Consider the following 20,783-nt stretch of genomic DNA (forward strand, 5'->3'; position numbering starts at 1 on the left):
AGCAGGCGGGCCACGATGAGCGATGTGGCCCGGCTGGCCGGCGTCAGCATCAAAACGGTGTCGCGGGTCGTCAACGACGAGCCCGCGGTGCATCCGGACACCGCCGAACGCGTGGTGGCCGCGATCGAACAGCTGGGGTTCCGCCGGAACCTCGGCGCCCGCAACCTGCGCCGCGGCTCGACCACCGGCACCATCGGCCTGGTCGTCGAGGACGTCGGCAACCCCTTCTACTCCGAGCTGAACCGCGCGGTGGAACGGATCGCGACGTCGTTCGGCAGACACGTGCTGACCGGGTCGTCCGGCGAGAATTCCGACCGCGAACGCGAACTGTCGCTGGAGTTCTGCGCGCGGCGGGTGGACGGGCTGCTGATCGTGCCCGCCGGGCTGCAGCACGGCTATCTCGTGCCGGAAATGCGCGCGGGCACGCCGGTGGTGTTCCTCGACCGGCCGGCCGGCGACATCGTGGCCGACACCGTGCTCGTGGACAACCTCGGCGGCACCATCGAGGCGGTCGGCCACCTCGTGCGGCACGGCCACCGCCGGATCGCGTTCCTCGGCGACAGCCCGGACATCTTCACCGCCGCCGAACGGCTCCGCGGGTTCCGGGAAGGCTGTGTGCGCAACGGGATCTCCTACGACGAGAGCCTCGTGGCGATGCAGACGCCGACACCGGAAACCGTCGGCCAGGCCGTGCGCAAGCTGATCGGCGGGCCGAATCCGGCCACCGCCGTGATCGCGGGAAACAACCGGGTCGCGGTGCACCTGCTGCGCGCGCTCGCGCACGCCGAGCACCGGCCCGCGCTGGTGAGCTTCGACGATTTCGAACTGGCGGACCTGCTCGACCCGCCGGTCACCGTGATCGCCCACGACGTCAGCGCCCTCGGGCACGCAGCGGCCGAGCTGCTGTTCGCCCGCATCCAGGGAGATCAGTCCGCCCCGAGAAAGGTAGTTCTGCCCGTGCACCTAGTCGCCCGCGGTTCCGGTGAGGCCGCCCTGTGACCAAGCATCTCGAACCGGTCGCGCTCCCGGCCAACCAGCCGCCGCAGTTCTATCGGGGCGGCGACGCCATCGCCGCCCTGCGCGGCGCGACCGGCACCGACTCGAAATTCGGGCCGGAGGACTGGGTCGGTTCCGTCACCACCATGTTCGGCCAGGAGACCAACGGTCTCACCAAGCTGCCCAGCGGGATCTGGCTGCGCGACGCGGTCAGCGCGGACGCGGACGCGTGGCTCGGCGCCGCGCACGTCGCCAAGCTCGGCGACTCGACCGGCCTGCTGGTCAAGCTGCTCGACGCCGGACAGCGGCTTCCGGTGCACTTCCACCCGTCGGATTCCTTCGCCCGCAAGCACTTCGACTCGCACTTCGGCAAGACCGAGGCGTGGATCGTGGTCGGCACCTACGGCGACGACCCGCGCGTGTATCCAGGTTTCCGGGAGACGCTGAGCAAGGAAACCGTCGCCGAGTGGACCCGCGAACAGGACGCGCCGAGCATGCTGGGCGCGCTCAACAGCATCCCGGTGCGGGCCGGTGACACGGTCTACATCCCGGCGGGCCTGCCGCACGCGATCGGCGAGGGCGTGTTCGTGGTCGAGCTCCAGCAGCCGACGGACTTCTCGCTGACTCTGGAGTGGCGTGATTTCCTTGCCTCGCCGGAAAAGGGCCACCTCGGAATCGGCTTCGACACCGCGATCGAAACGCTCGACACCTCCGGCTGGGACGACGACCGGCTCAAGACGATCGTGAAGCACACCTCCGGCGACGAAGCGACCACAGTGGACTTGCTCGCGCCGGACTCGGCGGAGTTCTTCCGCGCGGACCGCATTCAGTTGTCCGGCGACGTGTTCTCCCTCGACCCGTCGTTCAGCGTGCTCGTCGCGCTCGACGGCGAGGGCACCTTGCGCACCGAGCACGGCGGCGAGTTCCCGGTGGCCAAGGGCGACACCTACGCGGTGCCGTTCTCCGCGGGCCAGACCGAACTGTCCGGCTCGCTCACCGTCATCCGCTGCCGCCCGCCCGCCCCGGAAAGGAGTTAGCGCCGATGAGCGAGATCCTGCTCGACGCGGTGGACCTGACCAAGCACTACGGATCGGTGGAAGCCTTGCGCGGTGCGTCTTTCCAGGCGCGCGCGGGCGAGGTGACCGCGCTGATCGGCGACAACGGCGCGGGCAAGTCCACGCTCGTGAAGTGCCTGTCCGGAGCCGAACAGCCGACGTCGGGCCGGATCTTGCTCGACGGCAAGGAAGTCCGCCTCGATTCGCCAGTGGCCGCGCGCCGGGCGGGCATCGAGACCGTGTACCAGGATCTCGCCGTCGCGCCGGAGCTGGACCCGGCGGCGAATCTTTTCCTGGGCAGGGAAATCCCGCGCAAGGGCATCCTCGGCAAACTCGGCATGCTCGACAAGGCGGAGATGCGCCGCCAGGCGGTCACCGAGTTCGAGAAGCTCGGCGTCAAGCTGCAGAGCAGCGAAGTGTCGATCGGCTCGTTGTCCGGCGGGCAGCGGCAAAGCGTCGCGGTGGCGCGGTCGGTGGCGTGGGCGTCGAAGGTCGTGTTCATGGACGAACCGACCGCGGCGCTGGGCGTGCGGCAGCGCGAACGCGTACTGGACGTGATCAGGAAGGTCAGGGACAAGGGCATCGCAGTGGTGCTGATCAGTCACAACATGCCTGAGGTGCTGTCGGTTTCGGACCGGATCGAGGTGCTGTTGCAGGGCAAGCGCGTCGCCCGGTTCACCGGTGCGGACACGAAACTCGAAGACCTCGTCGCGGCCATGACCGGTGCGCTGGTCCAGGAGGAGGCGGCATGAGCGCTCCCACGAAGGACATCCAGACCACTGTGGACGGCGAATTCGTCAAGCCGCCGCTGGGGAAACGGCTCGTCGGAGCCAACACATTCTGGATCGCGCTGGTGCTGATCGCGCTGATCGCGGTCTTCACCGCCATCGCCCCGGCCGAGTTCGCGACGGTGTTCACCTTCCAGACGCTGCTGATCGAAACGTCCGTGCTGCTGGTGCTTTCGGTCGGCATGACCTTCGTGATCATCACCTCCGGCATCGATCTGTCCGTCGGGTCGGTGCTGATCTTCGCCGGCATGGTCGCGGGAAAGACCATGGAAGCGCTCAGCGGCGGCGACGCCTCGAACGCCGGATGGGGCGTGATCCTCGCCGGATTGGTCGCCGCGGTGCTCGCGGGGGCGGTCTGGGGCCTGATCAACGGATTCCTCATCGCGGTGGCGGGCATCCCGCCGCTGATCGTCACGCTCGGCACCATGGGCGCCGCACTCGGCGTGTCGCTCCTGCTCAACAACGGGTCGGACGTGCGCACCGTGCCCGCCCAGCTGACCAAGACCCTCGGCTACGGCACGCTGTTCGGCGGGATCCCGAACCTCGTTCTGGTGGCCGTGGTGATCACGCTGATCGGCGCGTGGCTGCTGCACACCACGCGGTTCGGCCGCTACACGTACGCGGTCGGCTCGAACGCCGAGGCGGCGCGGCGGTCGGGCATCGGCGTGACCGCGCACCTGCTGAAGGTGTACCTGCTCACCGGTTTCCTCGCCGGAATCGCGGGTTTCATGTCGCTCGCCTATTACGCGTCGACCACGGTCTCGGCGCACGCCACCGACAACCTCAACTCCATCTCCGCGACGGTGATGGGCGGCACGAGTCTCTTCGGCGGCATCGGCTCCATGCTGGGCACGGTGATCGGGGTGTTCATCCCGGCGGTGCTGCGGAAGGGCTTCAACATCACGCACGTGCAGGATTACTGGCAGCAGATCGCCGTCGGCGCGGTCCTGATCGCGGCGGTGTGGTTCGACCAGCGCCATCGCCGCAAGCGCAACTCCCGCTGAATCGATCCCCGAGTACAAAGAGGTGCTTACGATGAAGTTCAGCAAAACCGTTCTCGCCGCGGGAACGCTCGCGTCCGCGGCGATGCTGGTGGCCGCGTGCGGCGCCGGGCAGGTGGGACAGAGCGGGTCCGGGGACCAGCCCGGCGGCAACTCGGCGAACAGCAAGAAGCTGGCACTGGTGCCGGGTGTGCAGGCGGAGCCGTTCTACATCTCAATGCAGTGCGGCGCGCAGGAGGAAGCGAAAAAACTCGGCTACGAGCTGACCACGCAGGCCCCGCAGAAGTTCGACGCGGCCATGCAGACCTCGATCGTCAACGCGATGGGTTCCAATCCGCCCGCCGCGCTGCTCATCGCGCCGACCGACGACCAGGCGATGCTCGCCCCGATCCAGCAGGTGCGCAACCGCGGCGCGAAGATCGTCGAGGTCGACACTTCGCTCAAGGACAAGAGCGTCGCGGTGTCGTCGGTTTCCTCGGACAACGCCGAGGGCGGCAAGCTCGCCGCGCAGACCATGGCGAAGCTGGTCGGCGACAAGCCGGGATCGGTGCTGATCCTCGACACCATCGCGGGCACCTCCACCACCGCCGCCCGCGCGAAGGGCTTCGAGGACGAGCTCAAGAACCACCCGAACCTCAAGTCGACGGGCATCCAGTTCACCCAGAACGAACCGGAGCAAGCCGCGGCGAAGGTGACCGCGGCGCTGGTCTCGACGCCGGACCTGGCCGGGATCTTCGCCACCAACCTCAACACCGGCGAGGGCGCGGCGACCGGCCTGCGCAACGCGGGCAAGATCGGCAAGGTGAACCTGGTCGGCTTCGACGCCAGCCCGTCCGAAGTGGACGGTCTGAAGAAGGGCGAGTACCAGGCGCTCATCGCGCAGGACCCGGCGCAGATCGGCACCAAGGGAGTCGACCAGGCGGTGGCCGCGCTCGAGGGCAAGCCGACCGAGCGGGACCTGACCGCGCAGCTGCACTCGATCACCAAGGACGATCTGGACGCCAGTTCGAAGTACTTCTACAAGCAGAAGTGCTAGCTTAAGGTCCGGCCGAAGGGGACTTTCCGCACGGAAAGTCCCCTTCGCCGTGTTCGGCGCTACTATCTACTCCCCCAGGTACCCGAGGGGAGGCCGTCGATGACCGAGAGTGCCCGGCTGCCGTGGCGCTCCCGCCCGGACGCCGTCGGCGTGCTCGGCGCGGCGCGGAAAGTCGCCGACGACCTCAAGGACGGCCTGTCCGGAGTCCGTGCCCGACGCGCCGCACACGGGCTGCGACGGCTTTTCGACGTCGCCGGGCTGGGGCTCGCGGATTTGTCCGGCGCCTTGATGTGGTCCGGCCGCCCCGGCGCCGACGAAGCGGTGTCCCAAATCCTGGACGACGTGCTGCATCAGGAAGAGCCGATCACCTCGCGTGGCGTGACGGCAGTTCCGTTGCACGTCCACGACGAGCTGACGGGCGCGTTGCTGCTGGTCGGCGAGGTGCCCGGCGCGGTGACGCGGCAGGCGGCGGACCTGGTCGTGCAGTCTTTGGAGCGGGGTCGGCTCGAAGCTTCGGCGGACCAGGCCGCGCAAGCCGAACTCCGGGCCCTGCGGGCGGAGATGTCGCCGCATTTCGTCTACAACGCGCTCACCGTGATCGCCTCGTTCGTCCGGTCGGAACCGGATCGCGCCCGCGATCTGATGCTTGATTTCGCCGACTACACCCGCTACAGCCTCTCCAGGCACGGCGAGTACACCGTCGTCGCGGAGGAGTTCCGCGCGGTGGAAACGTATCTCGCGCTGCAGCGGGCGGTGCTGGGCGAAAGACTGAAGGTGCAGGTGCGGGTCGCGCCGGAAGTGCTTGCGGTGGCGGTGCCGTACCTGGTACTCGAACCCCTCGTGGAAAACGCGATCCGGCACGGCATCGAGCCGCGGTCGGGCACCGGGCTCGTCCAGGTGCACGGACAGGCGGAAGGGAACGACTGCGTGATCAGCGTCGAGGACGACGGGGTCGGCATGGAGCCCGAGCGCGCCGCGGCCATCCTCGCGGGCAGCGGCGACGGCACCGGACTCGGACTGGCCAATGTGGACAGACGATTGCGCACCGTGTACGGGGCCTGGTACGGGCTGACCGTGGAAACGGCGGCCGGCGAAGGCACCCGGGTCGTGCTGCGCGTGCCGCGGTTCCAGCCGGGGGTGCTGCCGTGAGCGGGCTGCGGGTGCTGGCGGTCGACGACCTCGCGCCGGCCTTGGACGAACTGTGCCGGATGCTGCGCGAGGCGCCGGAGGTCGGCGAGGTCGTCGGCGCGAGTGATGCGCTGAAGGCACTGAAACTGTTGCAGGCAGACCATTTCGACGCGGTCTTCCTCGACATTTCGATGCCCGGCTTGGACGGGCTCGAACTCGCGTCGCTGCTGGCGAAACTGTCCGAACCGCCGGTGATCGTGTTCGTCACCGCGCACGACGGGCACGCAGTGACCGCGTACGGCATCGGCGCGGTCGACTATCTCCTCAAGCCGGTGCGCACGGAACGGCTTTCCGCCGCACTCGCGAAGGTGACGCGGCTGGTGCCGAGCGGCCGTCGACAGTCCGCTCCGGACGCGATGGCCGCGCTGCCGGTCGATTCCGGCGGCCGCACGCGGTACGTCCGGCGCGACGACGTGCTGTTCGCCGAAGCCAACGGCGACTACGTCCGGCTCCACACGCGCGACGGCGTGCACCCGGTGCGGATGCCGATCTCGCGGCTCGAAGAATATTGGGAAGGCACTGGGTTTACCCGGGTGCACCGCGGATTCCTGCTCGCGGTCAGTGCGGTGCTGGAACTGCGGAGCGACACGACAGGCGGGTTGCTGGCGCACACCGAGGCCGGGGACGTGCCGGTGAGCCGACGGCATGCGCGGGATCTCCGGGACCGGTTGCTGGAAGCGGCGCAGCGCGGGCAGCTCGGGAGTGCCCGGTGAGCCGCACCAAACGCGTCGCCGTCACCAGCCCGCAGACGAGGCTCGCCCGGTCGCGGCGGCTCGAACGCGGCCGGTGGCGGATGCCGCGCCTGCGCGCGCCGGAAGCGGAACGCGCGGCGGTGCTGTACCGGATCCAGCGCAAGCGCGGGATCCCCGCGCTGGTGGCGATGTTCGTGCTGGTGCTGGGTCTGCCGGTGCTGTTCTCGCTCGCCCCGTCGCTCGACAGCGTGCGACTGTGGGGAATTCCGCTGTCCTGGCTGCTGATCGCGGTCCTGCCGTATCCGGTGCTGGCCGGGCTCTCGTGGTGGCAGCTGCGCCGCGCGGAAAAGATCGAGGACGATCGGTGAGCCGAGTGCCCGCAGCGCTCCGATGTGGCATTGGGTGCGTCGGCCCGGCGTGGCGCGTGTTCCGCCGCCCGGCGTGGCGGAACACGGAGGCGACGAACCGGACACGGTTTGCCCCCTTCGGCGGTACCCGTTGCCTTCGCCGCAGTAATGTCCGGCGCGGCCTGGAGATTGCCTGCGCCCACTGTGGCATTGGGGTTTCTCAGCAGCTGTGGTGCGCGGGCTCCGCTGCGGCGATGCGCAGCATCCGGCCGGGTCGCGTGGTTCCCCTCACAGACGTTCGCACCAACCCGGCCAGGGTCAGTGGCCAGGGGCGGCTCCGCGCACCACGCCCGCGCGGGCTCTCGCCCCGGCCACGGCGGGCCCGGGTCGCGGTGGCGAAGTCCGCAGTAGCGAGGTCCGCAGTAGCGAGGTCCGCAGTAGCGAAGTCCGCAGTAGCGAAGTCCGCAGTAGCGAAGTCCGCAGTCGCGAAGTCCGCAGTAGCGAAGTCCGCAGTAGCGAGGTCCGCAGTAGCGAGGTCCGCAGTAGCGAGGTCCGCAGTAGCGAGGTCCGCAGTAGCGAGGTCCGCAGTAGCGAGGTCCGCAGTAGCGAGGTCCGCAGTAGCGAGGTCCGCAGTAGCGAGGTCCGCAGTAGCGAGGTCCGCAGTGGGCTCCTTGAGGGAGTCTGGTTCCCTCAAGGAGCCCACCGCGGACCTCAGCAGGAGGAAAGCCGCCCGGTGCGTCTCGTCGGCCGGTGCGCCGCAGCGCCCCGACCGCGAACCCGCCCACCGCGCTACCGAGAAAACCTCATTGAGGGGCGCAGCCGGAGCGGCGGGCGGGGGCGGATAGATGGACATCGCGCTCGCGGTAGCCCCGGTCGTCCTCGTCACGCTGCTCATCGGCGTGCGCGGGGTCGCCGCCATGCGCACCACGTCCGACTTCCTGGTGGCTTCCCGGCGAATCTCGCCCTTCGTCAACTCCGCCGCGGTCTCCGGCGAATACCTCTCCGCAGCGTCGTTCCTCGGCGTCGCCGGGCTGATGGTGAAGGACGGCGTCGGCGCGCTCTGGTACCCGGTCGGCTTCACCGCGGGATACGTGGCGATGCTGGTCCTTGTCGCCGCGCCCATGCGCAGATCCGGCGCACTCACCGTCCCCGACTTCGCCGAAGCACGCCTCGCCTCTCCCGCACTACGCCGTCTCGCCGCGGTTGTCGTGCTGGTGATCGGAACCATCTACGTAGTCCCGCAATTCCGTACCGCCGGGCTGGTGCTCACCGCGGTCGGCGGGACCCCGTACTGGGTCGGCGTGGTCATCGCGGGCACCGCGGTCAGCGTCACGCTCGCGCTCGGCGGGATGCGCGCGGCGACGTACGTCCAGGCGTTCCAGTTCTTCCTGAAACTCGTGCTGTTCCTCGTTCCCGCGTTGTGGCTGGTGCTCCAGATCGGGGCCGAAACCCGCGACGCGAGCCTCACCCCGGTCGAGTTCACCCGCTTCTCGCACGCCACCCCGGTGCAGTTCGACCACGACGTCACCCTGACCTTCCGCGAGCCCACCGCGATCGAGGGCCGCGGCACGGTGCCGCCCGGGCAACTGGTGGCGCACAAGGGAGAACAGCTCACCTTCGCCGCCGGTGCGCAGGTCCCCGGCGTCAGCGGAGAGATCGCGCTCGGCGGGCCGGACTGGCAGCGTCCGCTGCTGGAAATCGACAAGGGGTACCCGCTGCTCGGCACCTGGGCGGTCCTCATCGCAACCGTCCTCGGCACGATGGGCCTCCCCCACGTCCTGATGCGCTTCCACACCAGCCCGGACGGCCGCGCCGCACGCCGCACCGCCGCGATCACCGTGGCGCTGCTCGGAGTCTTCTACCTCTTCCCCGGCGTCTACGGCGTCCTCGGCCGAGTGCTTGTGCCGCAGCTGTACTTGTCCGGCAACACCGACACCGTGGTCGTCGCGCTCCCCTCGCAGGTCGACCACAGCTGGGCCGGGCAGTTGTTCACCGCGTTGCTGACCGCGGGCGCGTTCGCCGCGTTTCTCGCGACGTCGCTGGGGTTGCTGCTGGTGATGTCCGGCGCGCTCGCCTACGACCTGATGCCCGGGGGCCTGCGCCGGCTGCGGGTGACGGTCGTGTTCGCCGCGATCGCGATGGTGCTGCTCGCGCTGCCGTCCGCTCGGCTCGACGCCGGGGTGCTGGTGACGTGGGGGTTCACCGTCGCGGCGTCCACGTTCTGCCCGCTGCTCGTGCTCGGCATCTGGTGGCAGCGGCTCACCGCGGCGGGCGCGATCGCCGGAGTGCTGACGGGTCTGGCTGCCTCGTCCGGGTCGATCCTGTTCGCGCTGGCGGGACCTTCGATGCAGGGTTGGGTGGCGATCCTGGTCGCGCAACCGGCACCCTGGTCGGTACCGCTCGCGTTCGGCGTGATGATCACGGTGTCACTGCGCGGGCGCCCACCGTCCTGGGCCGGGGCCGCGATGCTGCGGCTGCACCTCGACGAACGCCCTTCGTCCGCGCCCGGTGACCGTTCGTCAACCGTTCGTCGTGCGGCGAGGCGTTTGAGCCGCTGACGGTTTCCCCGGCTCGGAGTCCTCCCTACTGTGTCGCGGACCACATCCGCAGCGTCGCACAAGGGAGATCCCATGAGCGCAGGCGACCCGTCCGGCGCCCCGCCGGACCCGGCCTGGGAGCAGGTGCACGACAGCGCCGAGTTCCGCCAACTCCGCGGCAGGCTCCGCCGGTTCGTGTTCCCGATGGCCGGACTGTTCCTCGCCTGGTACCTGCTCTACGTCCTGCTCGCCGACTACGCGCACGGCTTCATGAGCACGAAGATCACCGGCAACTTCACCGTCGGCCTCCTCTTCGGGCTGCTGCAGTTCGTGTCCACGTTCCTCATCACGTGGCTGTACGTCCGCTACGCCAACAAGAACCTCGACCCGCTCGCCGAACGGATCAAGGACGACATCGAGAACCCGGCGAAGGAGGGCGCATGAGCACGCTCGCCGCGAGCGTCGAGGGCAGCAACCCGACTCTCAACATCCTGATCTTCGCGCTGTTCGTGGTCATCACGCTGGTGATCGTGTTCCGCGCGAGCCGCAACACGAAGACCGCGTCCGATTACTACGCGGCCGGCCGCGCGTTCACCGGCCCGCAGAACGGCATCGCGATTTCTGGCGACTACCTGTCGGCGGCGTCGTTCCTCGGCATCGCCGGCGCCATCGCGGTGTACGGCTACGACGGGTTCCTGTACTCGATCGGCTTCCTGGTGGCGTGGCTGGTCGCGCTGCTGCTCGTGGCGGAACTGCTGCGCAACACCGGCAAGTTCACCATGGGCGACGTGCTGGCGTTCCGGATGAAACAGCGTCCGGTGCGCGCGGCGGCGGCGATTTCGACGCTCGTGGTGTCGTTCTTCTACCTGCTGGCGCAGATGGCGGGCGCGGGCGGGCTGGTCGCGCTGCTGCTGGGCATCGACGGCAAGGCCGCGCAGTCGCTGGTGATCGCGGTGGTCGGCGTGATCATGATCGCCTACGTCCTGATCGGCGGCATGAAAGGCACCACCTGGGTGCAGATCATCAAGGCTGCGCTGCTGATCATCGGCGCGCTGGCGATGACGCTGTGGGTGCTCGGCAAGTACGGCTTCAACTTCTCCTCGCTGCTGCAGGGCGCGGTCGACAAGGCGGGCCAAGGGGGCGAAGCGCTGCTCGGGCCGGGCAAGCAGTACGGCACCAATGGCACGACGAAGCTGGACTTCTTCTCCCTCGGCATCGCGCTGGTGCTGGGCACCGCGGGTCTCCCGCACGTGCTGATGCGCTTCTACACGGTGCCGACCGCGCGCGAGGCGCGTCGTTCGGTGGTGTGGGCGATCGTGCTGATCGGCGTGTTCTACCTGTTCACCCTGGTGCTCGGCTACGGCGCGGGCGCGCTGGTCGGACCGGACGCGATCAAGAAGGCGCCCGGCGGCGTGAACTCCGCGGCCCCGTTGCTGGCACTGAACCTCGGCGGCCCGATCCTGCTCGGGCTGATCTCGGCGATCGCGTTCGCCACCATCCTCGCCGTGGTCGCGGGATTGACGATCACCGCGTCCGCCTCGTTCGCGCACGACGTTTACGCGAACGTGCTGAAGAGGGGCAAAGCCAACACCGGTTCGGAGGTGCGCGTCGCGCGGATCACCGCCGTGGTGATCGGCATCGTCGCTATTCTCGGCGGCATTCTGGCGAACGGGCAGAACGTCGCGTTCCTGGTGGCGCTGGCCTTCGCGGTGGCGGCCTCGGCGAACCTGCCGACGATTCTGTACTCGCTGTTCTGGAAGCGGTTCAACACCCAGGGCGCGCTGTGGAGCATTTACGGCGGGCTGATCGTGACGATCGTGCTCATCGTGTTCTCGCCCGCTGTTTCCGGGAAGCCGGTCGACCCGAAGACAGGCAAGAGCGCGTCGATGCTGCAGGGCGTCGACTTCCACTGGTTCCCGCTCGACAACCCGGGTCTGGTGTCGATTCCGATCGCGTTCGTCCTCGGCTGGCTCGGCACGATCCTGTCGAAGGAACACGACAAGGCGAAGTTCGCCGAAATGGAAGTACGGGCGCTCACCGGCGCTGGCGCGGAAAAGGCCGTGCAGCACTGAGTTTCGCCCCGCGGAAACCGCTGGGTGCCGCTTTCGCCGCGGCACCCAGCGGTTTTTCAGTACGGCAGCTTCCCCCGCGCGATCCCGTCGAGCGTGTCCTCCAGCACGCGACGGAGACACCGCCACAATCCGGCCCCCAGCGAAACCCGGGCTACCCCCAGTTCGGCAAGCCCGGCCAGACCCGGACCGCCGGGAAGCGCCGAAGCATTGACCGGACCGCCCACCTGACGGACGAATTCGGCCAGCACTTCCGGCGAACGCACGAGAATCGGGTACACACAGTCGGCCCCCGCTTCGAGATACGCCCGCCCGCGAGCCACCGCGTCGTCGAGCACCGCCTGCTCGTCCGGTGCGCCGAGGAACGAATCCACGCGCGCGTTGACCACCAGCCCGTCGCCGGCCGCCCGCCGCAACTCGGCGAGCCGCTCCGCTTGCTCCGCCGCCGGCCGCAGCGCACCCTTGCCGTGGTCGGTGTCCTCGATGTTGCAGCCGATCGCACCGATTTCCTTCAGCCGGGCAGCGAGATCCGCCGGAGCCAAGCCGTAACCGGCCTCGGCGTCCACCGTCACCGGCACCGACACCGCGTCCACGATCCGCTTGGCCGCCGCGAGCATCTCGTCCGCCGGCGCGCCTTCGTGGTCCGCCTGCCCGAGCGCCGCCGCGACCGCCGCGGAACTCGTCGCCACCACCGGGAATCCGGCGGCTTCCACCGCCTTCGCGGTATCCGCGTCCCAAGCGTTCGGCAGAATCAGCGGCTTCCCGGGCACCTGCAGCGCCCGCAGCGCCCCGGCGCTCATTCCGGCAACTCGGCGTGGCTCGCGACCATGAGCCGGTTCCAGGTGTTGATGGCGACGACGCACCACGCCAGCGCGCGGTACTGGTCCTCGGTGAACACGCGGACCGCCTCGGCGTAGACGTCCTCGGGAACGTCCTTGCGGTCCGAGATCAACGTCATCGCCTCGGTGTAGGCGAGCGCGGCGCGTTCCTGCTCGGTGAACAGCTCGGTCTCACGCCACCCCTCAAGCACATAGAGCCGCCGCGGCGATTCCCCGGCCGCGACGGCCTCCGCCGCGTGCATGTCGAGACAATAAGCGCATCCGTTGATCTGCGACGCGCGCATCTTGACCAGCTCGATGAGCTTCGCGTCGAGCCCCGCGTTCGCGCTGGCCTTCTTCACCTCGCCTTGCAGGTGGGACATCGCTTGATACAACCCGCCCGTCGCGAGCGCGATTCGCTTCGTCATGCCGTTTACGCTAATCGGGACTGGCCTAGCCGGGTGGTCCAGTTCGGGCTGGGCACCGTGGGCCAGTCAGTTCCGCGGCCGCGCGTTGCGGAGCCGGATCCCGCTGAACCCCGCCGTGCTGGCGGTCGCCGCGTCCCAGAACGGCCAGGGATTCGCGAGCACCCGCAGCTGAATCCCCGCCCCCTCGTGCAGGCGCAGGAGATCACCGACCGGTTCGGCAGGACCGAGCGGCTCGACCCTGGGCGTGCGGGACGGGCTTGCCGAACGGCCGGAAACCGGCAGCGGGGAGCCGGCAGGCGAACAACTTCGCCCCTCCGGAGCGCATCCAGCCAGCGGTACTCGACGGCGTGGACCCGGTCGGCGGCACCGAGGATCCGGTCCCGGTCGACCACGGGCACTGCCGCGGGAACCAATACTCCGGGCAGCGGGCGGAGCCGGCCGCCCAGACGTAGGGCTGCGGCTGTCGTGCGGTCGCCGCGGCATGGGGCACGAAACGCGTGATCCCGGGTCCTCGGAAAAGTGCAGTACCTGACCAGGCTCGGGTCGCATCCGCCCGTTCTGTTCCTCGTTCAGCGGCCGCAGAACAGGCACAACGGCAGAACCAGCGCCAGATCCGTCTTCCGCACCGGCTTCCCGTCCACCGGAGCCGTCCCCGGCGGGGTGTCCGCCGACGGCTGGATGCCGCCCGCCGCGACGCGGTCCAGGGTGCGCAAACCGGCCGAGCCGACCGTGCCGAAGACCGTGTAGTCCGGCAGCAGGCTGGAATCCCCGTACACCACGAAGAACTGCGACCCGTTCGTGTCCGGGCCGGCGTTCGCCATGGCCAGCAGGCCGCGCGCGTACGTGCGGCGCTTGCCGGTCGGGTCGGACGGGGCGGGCGGGAGCGTCGTCGGGAGTTCGTCGCGGAACTTGTAGCCCGGACCGCCCTCGCCGGTGCCGGACGGGTCGCCGCACTGCAGGACCTTCAGCGTCGGGTATGCGGTGAGCCGGTGGCAGGTCGTCTGGTTGTAGAAGCCGCGGGCGGCCAGGTGCAGGAAGCTCTGCACGGTGCACGGCGCCTGCGCGCGGTCGAGCCGCAGCGGGAGCAGACCCTGGTTGGAGAACACGGCGACGTCGACGCTGCCGTGGTCCGGCGTGTGCTTCGGGTCGCGCGGCAGGGAAACCGGGCGCACGGCGGGATCGTCCGGAGTCGAGGTGTACTGGCACGGCCCTGAGGTGACCTTCGGCGGCGCCGCTTCCGCCGCCGAAGCCGGTGCGGCTACCGCGACCAGCGACAACGCGGTCAGCACGGACACGAGCAGTCTTTTCATTCCGGTTCCCTCCCAGTGCACGGAGGACCGCAGTATAGGGACGGGAAACCGCCCGCGCTTCCGGCGAAAGTCGCATCCTGACCGGTTCCTGACACCCACGTCCTACCGTGCGGTTTCATGATCACTCCCCTTCTCTCCGGGCTGGTCGCCGGGCTGCTGGCCGTCCCCGCCGGTCCGGTGCAGCAGCCGCTGGCCTCCTCCGCCGCCGAACAGCAGGCGGTGCTCGCCTACTGGACCCCGCAGCGCCTGGCCGCGCTGACCCAGCCGTCGTCAGAGAATCCGCCGAAGAGCGGACCCGACGGAGCCCCCTGGCCGGACCCGCTTCCGAAGACGGTCGGCCGGCTCTTCTACACCGACCACGGCGAGGACGCGAGCTGCACCGCGACCGTCGTCCGCAGCGAGAACCGCGGCACGATCGTCACGGCCGGGCACTGCGTCAACGACACCGACCTCATCGGCGAGCACAACGCCTGGAACGCACACGTCATGTTCGTCCCCGGCTACCACGACGGCCAGGCGCCGTACGGGAAGTTCGCCGCCCGGCTCGGCGTCGCCGACCGCACTTGGCTCGCCAACGATCAGCAGAACGCACGGGAATTCGACACCTACGACCAAGCGTTCGCGGTCCTCGGGCCGAACGAATCCGGACAGCTGGCGCAGGACGCGGTCGGCGCGCAAGAGATCGGTTTCGACCGGGCGGGCGCGGCGAAGGTGACGCAGTTCGGCTACCCGAGGGCGGCATCCGACCCGGCCCGTGAGGGGCTGCCGGAGTACACCGGGGCGAGGCTGGCGTATTGCACCGGCACCGCACGGCATTGGACCGGCACGCCGACTGATCCGGACTCCCCCGACCAGTGGGGCACGGCGTGCGTCATGGGCGGCGGTTCCAGCGGCGGTCCCCGGTTGCGCGACTTCAACCCGGAAACGGGACGGGGAACGGTCGTCGGCGACAATACGCACGCGGGATTCTTCGCCGCGGACGGGAAACCGTGCGCGCGTGATGCCGGCTGCACGCGGTATCTGGTGGGGCCGCAGTTCAGCAGCAAGGTGACGAAGCCGCTCTACGAGGCTGCGCAAGGCTCGTAGAGCGCCGATGCCGGTCTAACCGGCATCGCCGCTCACGAGCCCTTCAGCTCCGCGATCAACCGGTCCGCCGCCGTGAACGGGTCCAGCTCCCGGGCCGCCACTCGCGCCGCCAAGTCGCCCAGCCGATCGCCGTCCCGGAGATCCGCCAGCTCCGCGTGCAGCCTCCGCAACGCGATCGCGGCGACCTCCTCCCGGGCGCGAGCGGCGCGGCGGCGGTCCAGTTCCCCGTGCGCCACAAGCCATTCATAGTGCGTCCGCAATGCCGACACCACCTCGTCGACACCCTCGCCCTTAGCCGCCACCGTGCGCACGATCGGCTGCCGCCAGCTCGGTCCGCGCAATTCGCGGCGGGCCAGGGTGATCATCTGCTTGAGGTCGTGCACCGTCGCGTCGGCGCCGTCGCGGTCGGCTTTGTTGACCACGAACACGTCCGCGATCTCCAGCACCCCGGCTTTCGCCGCCTGGATGCCGTCGCCCATTCCCGGAGCCAGCAGCACCACGGTGGTGTCGGCCAGCTTCACCACGTCCACTTCGGACTGTCCAACTCCGACCGTCTCGATCAGCACCACGTCGAACCCCGCGGCGTCCAGCACTCGCACTGCCTGCGGGGTCGCCCACGAAAGGCCGCCGAGGTGGCCTCGGGTCGCCATCGAGCGGATGAACACACCGGGATCCGTGGCGTGCTCGGTCATCCGGATCCGGTCGCCGAGCAACGCGCCGCCGGAGAACGGCGACGACGGGTCGATCGCCAGCACCCCGACGCGCAAACCCTCGCCGCGCAAGGCGGTGAGCAGCGCGGACGTCGAGGTCGACTTGCCGACTCCGGGCGGGCCGGTGAGCCCGGCGACCCGGGCGCGCCCGGTGTAGGGCGTCAAAGCGCGGGCGATGTCCGCCACTCGCGGCGAAGAATCCTCCACCAGCGAAATGAGCCGGGCGACCGCGCGCGGTTGTCCTTCCCGCGCGCGGGCGACCAGCTCATCGAGGTCCGGGCCGGCCAACTTACGCCGACGGGACGCGGATCAGCAGCGCGTCGCCCTGTCCGCCGCCGCCGCACAGCGCGGCCGCGCCGAGACCGCCGCCGCGCCGGCGCAGCTCGTGCACCAGGTGCACGGCCAGCCGCGCGCCGGAAGCGCCGATCGGGTGGCCGAGCGCGATCGCGCCGCCGTTGACGTTCACCTTCGACTCGTCCAGCCCGAGCTTCTCGCTCGACACCAGGCCGACCGCGGCGAACGCCTCGTTGATCTCCACCAGGTCCAGATCGCCCACGTCCAGCTTCGCCTTCTTCAGCGCGGCGCGGATCGCGTTCGACGGCTGCTCGTGCAGGCTCGCGTCCGGACCGGCGACGACGCCGTGCGCGCCGATCTCGGCCAGCGGCGTGATGCCCAGCTCGGCCGCCTTCTCCGGGCTGGCCACGATCACCGCGGCCGCGCCGTCGGAAATCTGCGACGCCGAACCGGCGGTGATGGTGCCGTCCGAGGCGAACGCCGGACGCAGCTTCGCGAGGCTCTCGTCAGTGGTGTCGGCCCGCACGCCCTCGTCGGTGGAGAACACGACCGGGTCGCCCTTGCGCTGCGGGATCGGCACCGGCACGATCTCCTCGCGGAAGAACCCGGCCTCGATCGCCGCCGCGGCCCGCTGGTGCGAGCGTGCCGAGAACGCGTCCTGCCGCTCGCGGGTCACGCTGTAGCGGCCGTTGTGCTTCTCCGTCGAAACACCCATCGCGACCTGGTCGAACGCGCAGAACAGGCCGTCGTAGGCCATGTGGTCGACCAGCGTCGTGTCGCCGTACTTGAACCCGGAACGCGACTTCGGCAGCAGATGCGGCGCCTGCGTCATCGACTCCTGGCCGCCCGCGACGACGAGGTCGAACTCGCCCGCGCGGATCAGCTGGTCGGCGAGCGCGATCGCGTCGAGGCCGGACAGGCAGACCTTGTTGACGGTCAGCGCCGGGACGTCCATCGGGATGCCCGCGGCGACCGCGGCCTGGCGTGCCGGGATCTGGCCCGCGCCCGCGGTAAGCACCTGGCCCATGATCGTGTACTCGACCTGGTCCGGGGAGACGCCCGCGCGTTCGAGCGCGGCCTTGATCGCGATCCCGCCCAGCTGGGCTCCCGAGAAGTCCTTCAACGAGCCGAGCAGCCGCCCGATCGGGGTACGGGCAGCGCCCAGGATCACGGAACCGGACACGACGTCCTCCAAAGCATCGGCGCACTGGCAGTGTTCCCACGATACGGCCTGCGCGGGGTTCCCGGCGCGTCTTGATGGAGCCAGTGTGAGGGGGCGCACGCGGGGTTCCGCGAGGCCGGACGGGGCTTATCCTCCCCGGTATGGACACCGAGCCCAGCGCATCCGTGCTCAAGCCGTTCGTGACCGCGATCGACCACGTCGGCATCGCCGTGCCCGACCTCGACGCGGCCATCGCCTTCCACCGCGACCACTTCGGCCTGGAGGTCGCGCACGAGGAGGTGAACGACGAGCAGGGCGTGCGCGAGGCGATGCTGCGCGCCCCCGCCGCCGCGGGCACCGAGACGATGATCCAGCTGCTGGCCCCGTCCCGGGACGATTCGACGATCGCGAAGTTCATCGGCCGCAACGGCCCCGGCCTGCAACAGCTCGCGCTGCGAGTGTCCGATGTGGACGCCGCGGCGGAGGCGCTTCGCGCGCAGGGGCTGCGGTTGCTGTACGACGCGGCCAAGCGCGGGACGTCGAACAGCCGCGTGAATTTCGTGCACCCGAAGGACGCGGGCGGGGTTTTGGTCGAGCTGGTGGAGCCCGCCTCCTCCGCGCACTGACCGCCGGGCGGAGGCGGGAGCGAGCCAGCGCCGAGCGTCGAGGCCGGAGGTGGGCTCGTGAGCGGCAATCCCGGTTCTCGCCGGCACAAACACTCACGACCACCCTCACACCGCCGAAGCGGGCGGCTTCCCCTTGCCCACCCGGGCCGACAACGCGTTCGCCACGAACGTCAGCTCGCCGTCGAACTCGGCGGGCCGGTCGTCCCCGGTGTGCCGGGCCGTCGCGTGCCGATGTGTGACAGCACGCGCCAGCAGCCCGGACGCGTTGTCGATGTCCGCTCCGGCGAGCCGTCCGCCGGTCGCGGCCACGATCACCGACCGCATCAGCCGGACCAGCTGCTGGAATCGTTCGGACAGCGCGTCGCGGACCACGTGATGGGTGTCGGCCTCGCGCCAGAGCAGGTGCGACAGGCCCAGAGAACCGGTGAACCGGCGGTCGAGTTCGCCGACCAGCCCGCGCAGGGAACCCGCCAGGTCGCCGGGAACGACGACCGCGGCGGGTTCGATGCGTTCGTCCGGCAGCCGGTCGACCAAGGCGGCCAGCAGGTCGGACTTGCGGCGGAAGTAGTAGTGGACCAGGCCCTTCGGGACCCCGGCGCGCTCCGCGATGCGGGACGTCGGGGTCGCCTCGAAGCCGGACTCGGCGAACAGCTCCTCCGCCGCGCACAGGATCCGTTCTTTCGCCGAGTCGTCGGTCATCTCCGCCTTCCTCGCGGGGCTCCTTCGCCCCGTCAGTGCTGGCCCGCCATCCGGTGGGCGGCGTTGGCCTCCGGCATCGCGGCCGCACCGGCGATGATCACCAGCGCACCGCCGACCCAGGACGTCCACGACGCCCCGTTGAATTCCGTATACCCCATCACCCACGGCGCGATGAACAGCAACGCGCCGAGGACGATCTGCACGCCCTCGCCGTAAACCATGCTCGGCGCCGCGAGCGACACCAGGCCGTCGATCGCGATCAGCGCACCGAGGACCACCATCGTCCACACCATCGTGGTGTTCGTGCTCAGCCAAAGGGGTGAAAGAGCGGCGACAACACCAATCACGACCTCGGCCCAGTCGTAGGGCCGCGTCCAGGCGCGCGTCGAGACTTCACTCATTCGTGCTCACCTCCGCCGGAAAAGAGCCGTTCAGGGAGATTTCCCATCTCCGACTATGCTCCTTGACTGGCCAGCCGGTCAAGATTGGTGCGTCACACTTCGACTCGTGTGCGGGGTCTGCGTCTCGTACAGTGAGGCCCCCGGTTACCGACGAGTAATTTCGTCCTGTCGCGCCGCGACCGACCCCTGGAGGTTCCCGATGCCGCACCTCGACGAGATCCAGCAGGCGATCCTCGACGGCCGCCTCGACGCGATCGCCGAGCTGCCCGTGCCCGAGAGCTACCGGGGCGTCACCGTGCACGCCGACGAGGTCGACATGTTCGAGGGCCTCGAAAGCCAGGACAAGGACCCGCGCCGCTCGCTGCACGTCGACGAGGTCCCGACGCCGGAGCTGGGCCCCGGCGAGGCGCTGGTCGCGGTGATGGCCAGCGCGATCAACTACAACACCGTCTGGACGTCGATCTTCGAGCCGATCCCGACGTTCACGTTCCTGCGCAAGTACGGGAAGCTCTCGCCGCTGGCCAAACGGCACGACCTGCCGTATCACGTGGTCGGCTCCGACCTGTCCGGCGTCGTGCTGCGCACCGGCGCGGGCGTGCACAACTGGAAGCCCGGCGACGAGGTCGTCGCGCACTGCCTGAACGTCGAGCTGGAAGGCCCGGACGGGCACAACGACACGATGCTCGACACCGAGCAGCGGATCTGGGGCTTCGAGACGAACTTCGGCGGGCTCGCCGAGGTCGCGCTGGTCAAGGCCAACCAGCTGATGCCGAAGCCAGCCCACCTGACCTGGGAGGAAGCCGCCTCCCCCGGCCTGGTGAACTCGACCGCGTACCGGCAGCTGGTGTCGCGCAACGGCGCGGACATGAAGCAGGGCGACGTCGTGCTGATCTGGGGCGCGTCGGGCGGCCTCGGCTCGTACGCGACGCAGTACGCGCTCAACGGCGGCGCGATCCCGGTGTGCGTCGTGTCCAGCCCGGAGAAGGCGGAGATCTGCCGGAAGCTCGGCGCGGAGCTGATCATCGACCGCACCGCCGAGGGCTACCAGTTCTGGAAGAACGAGAACGAGCAGGACCCCAAGGAATGGCAGCGGTTCGGCGCGAAGATCCGCGAGCTGACCGGCGGCGAGGACCCGGACATCGTGTTCGAGCACCCGGGCCGCGAGACCTTCGGCGCGTCCGTCTACGCCGCGCGCAAGGGCGGCACGATCGTCACCTGCGCGTCGACCTCGGGCTATCTGCACCAGTACGACAACCGGTACCTGTGGATGAACCTGAAGCGGATCATCGGCTCGCACTTCGCGAACTACCGCGAATCATGGGAGGCGAACCGGCTGATCGCGAAGGGCCTCATCCACCCGACGCTGTCGAAGACGTACTCGCTGGAAGAAACCGGCCAGGCCGCCCTTGACGTGCACCGCAACGCGCACCAGGGCAAGGTCGGCGTGCTCGCGCTCGCTCCGGAAGAAGGACTCGGCGTGCGCGACGAGGAGTTGCGCGCGAAGCACCTGGACGGCATCAACGCCTTCCGCGGCGCGTGA

General features: G+C 69.6%; 23 protein-coding genes. 14 read left to right on the forward strand and 9 right to left on the reverse strand.

Features of this window, described 5'->3' with window-relative positions; all coding sequences use genetic code 11:
- Window positions 1-15: 15 nt before the first annotated feature.
- The 11 genes from BM362_RS18665 (at window position 16) to BM362_RS18720 (ending at window position 11,712) form a co-directional block, all read left to right on the forward strand.
- Window positions 16-999 carry a LacI family DNA-binding transcriptional regulator gene (locus BM362_RS18665; protein ID WP_067583404.1) on the forward strand — a complete coding sequence of 328 codons (984 nt, stop codon included), beginning with the start codon at window positions 16-18 and terminating at the stop codon, window positions 997-999.
- Complete coding sequence (locus BM362_RS18670; RefSeq protein ID WP_093574004.1) at window positions 996-2,033, forward strand: class I mannose-6-phosphate isomerase; 1,038 nt, start codon at window positions 996-998, stop codon at window positions 2,031-2,033. The genes BM362_RS18665 and BM362_RS18670 overlap by 4 nt, the downstream gene beginning before the upstream one ends.
- A 5-nt stretch (window positions 2,034-2,038) precedes the next feature.
- On the forward strand, window positions 2,039-2,803 hold the full coding sequence (locus BM362_RS18675; RefSeq protein WP_067583410.1) for an ATP-binding cassette domain-containing protein: 765 nt from the start codon (window positions 2,039-2,041) through the stop codon (window positions 2,801-2,803).
- The gene (locus BM362_RS18680) at window positions 2,800-3,843 is read left to right on the forward strand and encodes an ABC transporter permease (protein ID WP_067583413.1); all 1,044 of its coding nucleotides are present in this window, start codon (window positions 2,800-2,802) and stop codon (window positions 3,841-3,843) included. The genes BM362_RS18675 and BM362_RS18680 overlap by 4 nt, the downstream gene beginning before the upstream one ends.
- Before the next feature lie 31 nt (window positions 3,844-3,874).
- Complete coding sequence (locus BM362_RS18685) at window positions 3,875-4,876, forward strand: ABC transporter substrate-binding protein (protein WP_067583416.1); 1,002 nt, start codon at window positions 3,875-3,877, stop codon at window positions 4,874-4,876.
- A gap of 99 nt (window positions 4,877-4,975) precedes the next feature.
- On the forward strand, window positions 4,976-6,025 hold the full coding sequence (locus tag BM362_RS18690) for a sensor histidine kinase (protein ID WP_067583419.1): 1,050 nt from the start codon (window positions 4,976-4,978) through the stop codon (window positions 6,023-6,025).
- Entirely contained in the window at window positions 6,022-6,777 is a 756-nt protein-coding gene (locus tag BM362_RS18695; protein WP_067583422.1) for a LytR/AlgR family response regulator transcription factor, read from the forward strand. The genes BM362_RS18690 and BM362_RS18695 overlap by 4 nt, the downstream gene beginning before the upstream one ends.
- Window positions 6,774-7,124, forward strand: a complete 351-nt coding sequence (locus tag BM362_RS18700; protein WP_093574005.1) for a DUF485 domain-containing protein — start codon at window positions 6,774-6,776, stop codon at window positions 7,122-7,124. The genes BM362_RS18695 and BM362_RS18700 overlap by 4 nt, the downstream gene beginning before the upstream one ends.
- Before the next feature lie 824 nt (window positions 7,125-7,948).
- A complete protein-coding gene (locus BM362_RS18710; RefSeq protein ID WP_093574006.1) occupies window positions 7,949-9,661 on the forward strand; it encodes a sodium/solute symporter in 1,713 nt (570 codons plus the stop codon).
- 72 nt (window positions 9,662-9,733) lie between these two features.
- Complete coding sequence (locus tag BM362_RS18715) at window positions 9,734-10,084, forward strand: DUF485 domain-containing protein (protein ID WP_067592372.1); 351 nt, start codon at window positions 9,734-9,736, stop codon at window positions 10,082-10,084.
- Window positions 10,081-11,712 (forward strand): solute symporter family protein, encoded by a 1,632-nt coding sequence (locus BM362_RS18720; RefSeq protein WP_093574007.1) that lies wholly within the window; start codon window positions 10,081-10,083, stop codon window positions 11,710-11,712. The genes BM362_RS18715 and BM362_RS18720 overlap by 4 nt, the downstream gene beginning before the upstream one ends.
- A 56-nt stretch (window positions 11,713-11,768) precedes the next feature.
- On the opposite strand, the gene BM362_RS18725 is transcribed toward BM362_RS18720, so the two are convergent.
- From BM362_RS18725 to BM362_RS18740, 5 genes are all read right to left on the reverse strand, one after another.
- On the reverse strand, window positions 11,769-12,509 hold the full coding sequence (locus tag BM362_RS18725; protein WP_093574008.1) for an isocitrate lyase/PEP mutase family protein: 741 nt from the start codon (window positions 12,507-12,509) through the stop codon (window positions 11,769-11,771).
- A complete protein-coding gene (locus BM362_RS18730; RefSeq protein WP_067592361.1) occupies window positions 12,506-12,955 on the reverse strand; it encodes a carboxymuconolactone decarboxylase family protein in 450 nt (149 codons plus the stop codon). The genes BM362_RS18725 and BM362_RS18730 overlap by 4 nt, the downstream gene beginning before the upstream one ends.
- A gap of 66 nt (window positions 12,956-13,021) precedes the next feature.
- Window positions 13,022-13,237 carry a DUF6886 family protein gene (locus BM362_RS50570; RefSeq protein ID WP_425285716.1) on the reverse strand — a complete coding sequence of 72 codons (216 nt, stop codon included), beginning with the start codon at window positions 13,235-13,237 and terminating at the stop codon, window positions 13,022-13,024.
- On the reverse strand, window positions 13,158-13,445 hold the full coding sequence (locus tag BM362_RS50575; RefSeq protein ID WP_425285709.1) for a DUF6886 family protein: 288 nt from the start codon (window positions 13,443-13,445) through the stop codon (window positions 13,158-13,160). Before BM362_RS50575 ends, BM362_RS50570 begins: the two co-directional genes overlap by 80 nt.
- Window positions 13,446-13,524: 79 nt before the next feature.
- A complete protein-coding gene (locus BM362_RS18740) occupies window positions 13,525-14,265 on the reverse strand; it encodes a peptidylprolyl isomerase (protein WP_067592357.1) in 741 nt (246 codons plus the stop codon).
- 117 nt (window positions 14,266-14,382) lie between these two features.
- Between BM362_RS18740 and BM362_RS18745 the strand changes: the two genes are divergently transcribed.
- Entirely contained in the window at window positions 14,383-15,351 is a 969-nt protein-coding gene (locus tag BM362_RS18745) for a trypsin-like serine peptidase (protein WP_093574009.1), read from the forward strand.
- Between the two features lie 32 nt (window positions 15,352-15,383).
- Here the strand turns inward: BM362_RS18745 and meaB are convergent, their stop codons facing one another.
- Together meaB and BM362_RS18755 are read right to left on the reverse strand one after the other, a co-directional pair.
- On the reverse strand, window positions 15,384-16,349 hold the full coding sequence (gene meaB, locus BM362_RS18750) for a methylmalonyl Co-A mutase-associated GTPase MeaB (protein ID WP_067592356.1): 966 nt from the start codon (window positions 16,347-16,349) through the stop codon (window positions 15,384-15,386).
- A 1-nt stretch (window position 16,350) separates the two neighbouring features.
- Complete coding sequence (locus BM362_RS18755) at window positions 16,351-17,538, reverse strand: acetyl-CoA C-acetyltransferase (RefSeq protein WP_093574213.1); 1,188 nt, start codon at window positions 17,536-17,538, stop codon at window positions 16,351-16,353.
- A 140-nt stretch (window positions 17,539-17,678) separates the two neighbouring features.
- On the opposite strand from BM362_RS18755, the gene mce reads away from it, so the two are divergent.
- Window positions 17,679-18,143: a methylmalonyl-CoA epimerase gene (mce, locus tag BM362_RS18760; protein ID WP_093574010.1), complete on the forward strand. Its 465-nt coding sequence runs from the start codon at window positions 17,679-17,681 to the stop codon at window positions 18,141-18,143.
- 105 nt (window positions 18,144-18,248) lie between these two features.
- On the opposite strand, the gene BM362_RS18765 is transcribed toward mce, so the two are convergent.
- Together BM362_RS18765 and BM362_RS18770 are read right to left on the reverse strand one after the other, a co-directional pair.
- Complete coding sequence (locus BM362_RS18765) at window positions 18,249-18,842, reverse strand: TetR/AcrR family transcriptional regulator (protein ID WP_067592354.1); 594 nt, start codon at window positions 18,840-18,842, stop codon at window positions 18,249-18,251.
- 32 nt (window positions 18,843-18,874) lie between these two features.
- The gene (locus BM362_RS18770) at window positions 18,875-19,243 is read right to left on the reverse strand and encodes an SPW repeat domain-containing protein (RefSeq protein ID WP_067592353.1); all 369 of its coding nucleotides are present in this window, start codon (window positions 19,241-19,243) and stop codon (window positions 18,875-18,877) included.
- A 199-nt stretch (window positions 19,244-19,442) separates the two neighbouring features.
- Here BM362_RS18770 and ccrA point away from each other — a divergent pair, with 199 nt between their 5' ends.
- Window positions 19,443-20,783, forward strand: a complete 1,341-nt coding sequence (ccrA, locus tag BM362_RS18775; RefSeq protein ID WP_093574011.1) for a crotonyl-CoA carboxylase/reductase — start codon at window positions 19,443-19,445, stop codon at window positions 20,781-20,783.

Source organism: Amycolatopsis rubida, assembly GCF_900115345.1.
In the GTDB taxonomy this organism is placed as follows: Bacteria; Actinomycetota; Actinomycetes; order Mycobacteriales; family Pseudonocardiaceae; genus Amycolatopsis; species Amycolatopsis rubida.

Bases quoted from the DNA above. Each gene is read 5' to 3' on its own strand.
- BM362_RS18680 (WP_067583413.1), top strand. From the start codon at position 2,800: ATGAGCGCTCCCACGAAGGACATCCAGACCACTGTGGACGGCGAATTC.
- ccrA (WP_093574011.1), top strand. From the start codon at position 19,443: ATGCCGCACCTCGACGAGATCCAGCAGGCGATCCTCGACGGCCGCCTC.
- BM362_RS18770 (WP_067592353.1), bottom strand. From the start codon at position 19,243: ATGAGTGAAGTCTCGACGCGCGCCTGGACGCGGCCCTACGACTGGGCC.
- BM362_RS18710 (WP_093574006.1), top strand. From the start codon at position 7,949: ATGGACATCGCGCTCGCGGTAGCCCCGGTCGTCCTCGTCACGCTGCTC.
- BM362_RS18740 (WP_067592357.1), bottom strand. From the start codon at position 14,265: ATGAAAAGACTGCTCGTGTCCGTGCTGACCGCGTTGTCGCTGGTCGCG.
- BM362_RS18675 (WP_067583410.1), top strand. From the start codon at position 2,039: ATGAGCGAGATCCTGCTCGACGCGGTGGACCTGACCAAGCACTACGGA.
- BM362_RS18720 (WP_093574007.1), top strand. From the start codon at position 10,081: ATGAGCACGCTCGCCGCGAGCGTCGAGGGCAGCAACCCGACTCTCAAC.
- BM362_RS18685 (WP_067583416.1), top strand. From the start codon at position 3,875: ATGAAGTTCAGCAAAACCGTTCTCGCCGCGGGAACGCTCGCGTCCGCG.
- BM362_RS18730 (WP_067592361.1), bottom strand. From the start codon at position 12,955: ATGACGAAGCGAATCGCGCTCGCGACGGGCGGGTTGTATCAAGCGATG.
- BM362_RS18690 (WP_067583419.1), top strand. From the start codon at position 4,976: ATGACCGAGAGTGCCCGGCTGCCGTGGCGCTCCCGCCCGGACGCCGTC.
- BM362_RS18725 (WP_093574008.1), bottom strand. From the start codon at position 12,509: ATGAGCGCCGGGGCGCTGCGGGCGCTGCAGGTGCCCGGGAAGCCGCTG.
- BM362_RS18715 (WP_067592372.1), top strand. From the start codon at position 9,734: ATGAGCGCAGGCGACCCGTCCGGCGCCCCGCCGGACCCGGCCTGGGAG.
- BM362_RS18745 (WP_093574009.1), top strand. From the start codon at position 14,383: ATGATCACTCCCCTTCTCTCCGGGCTGGTCGCCGGGCTGCTGGCCGTC.
- BM362_RS18765 (WP_067592354.1), bottom strand. From the start codon at position 18,842: ATGACCGACGACTCGGCGAAAGAACGGATCCTGTGCGCGGCGGAGGAG.
- BM362_RS18665 (WP_067583404.1), top strand. From the start codon at position 16: ATGAGCGATGTGGCCCGGCTGGCCGGCGTCAGCATCAAAACGGTGTCG.
- mce (WP_093574010.1), top strand. From the start codon at position 17,679: ATGGACACCGAGCCCAGCGCATCCGTGCTCAAGCCGTTCGTGACCGCG.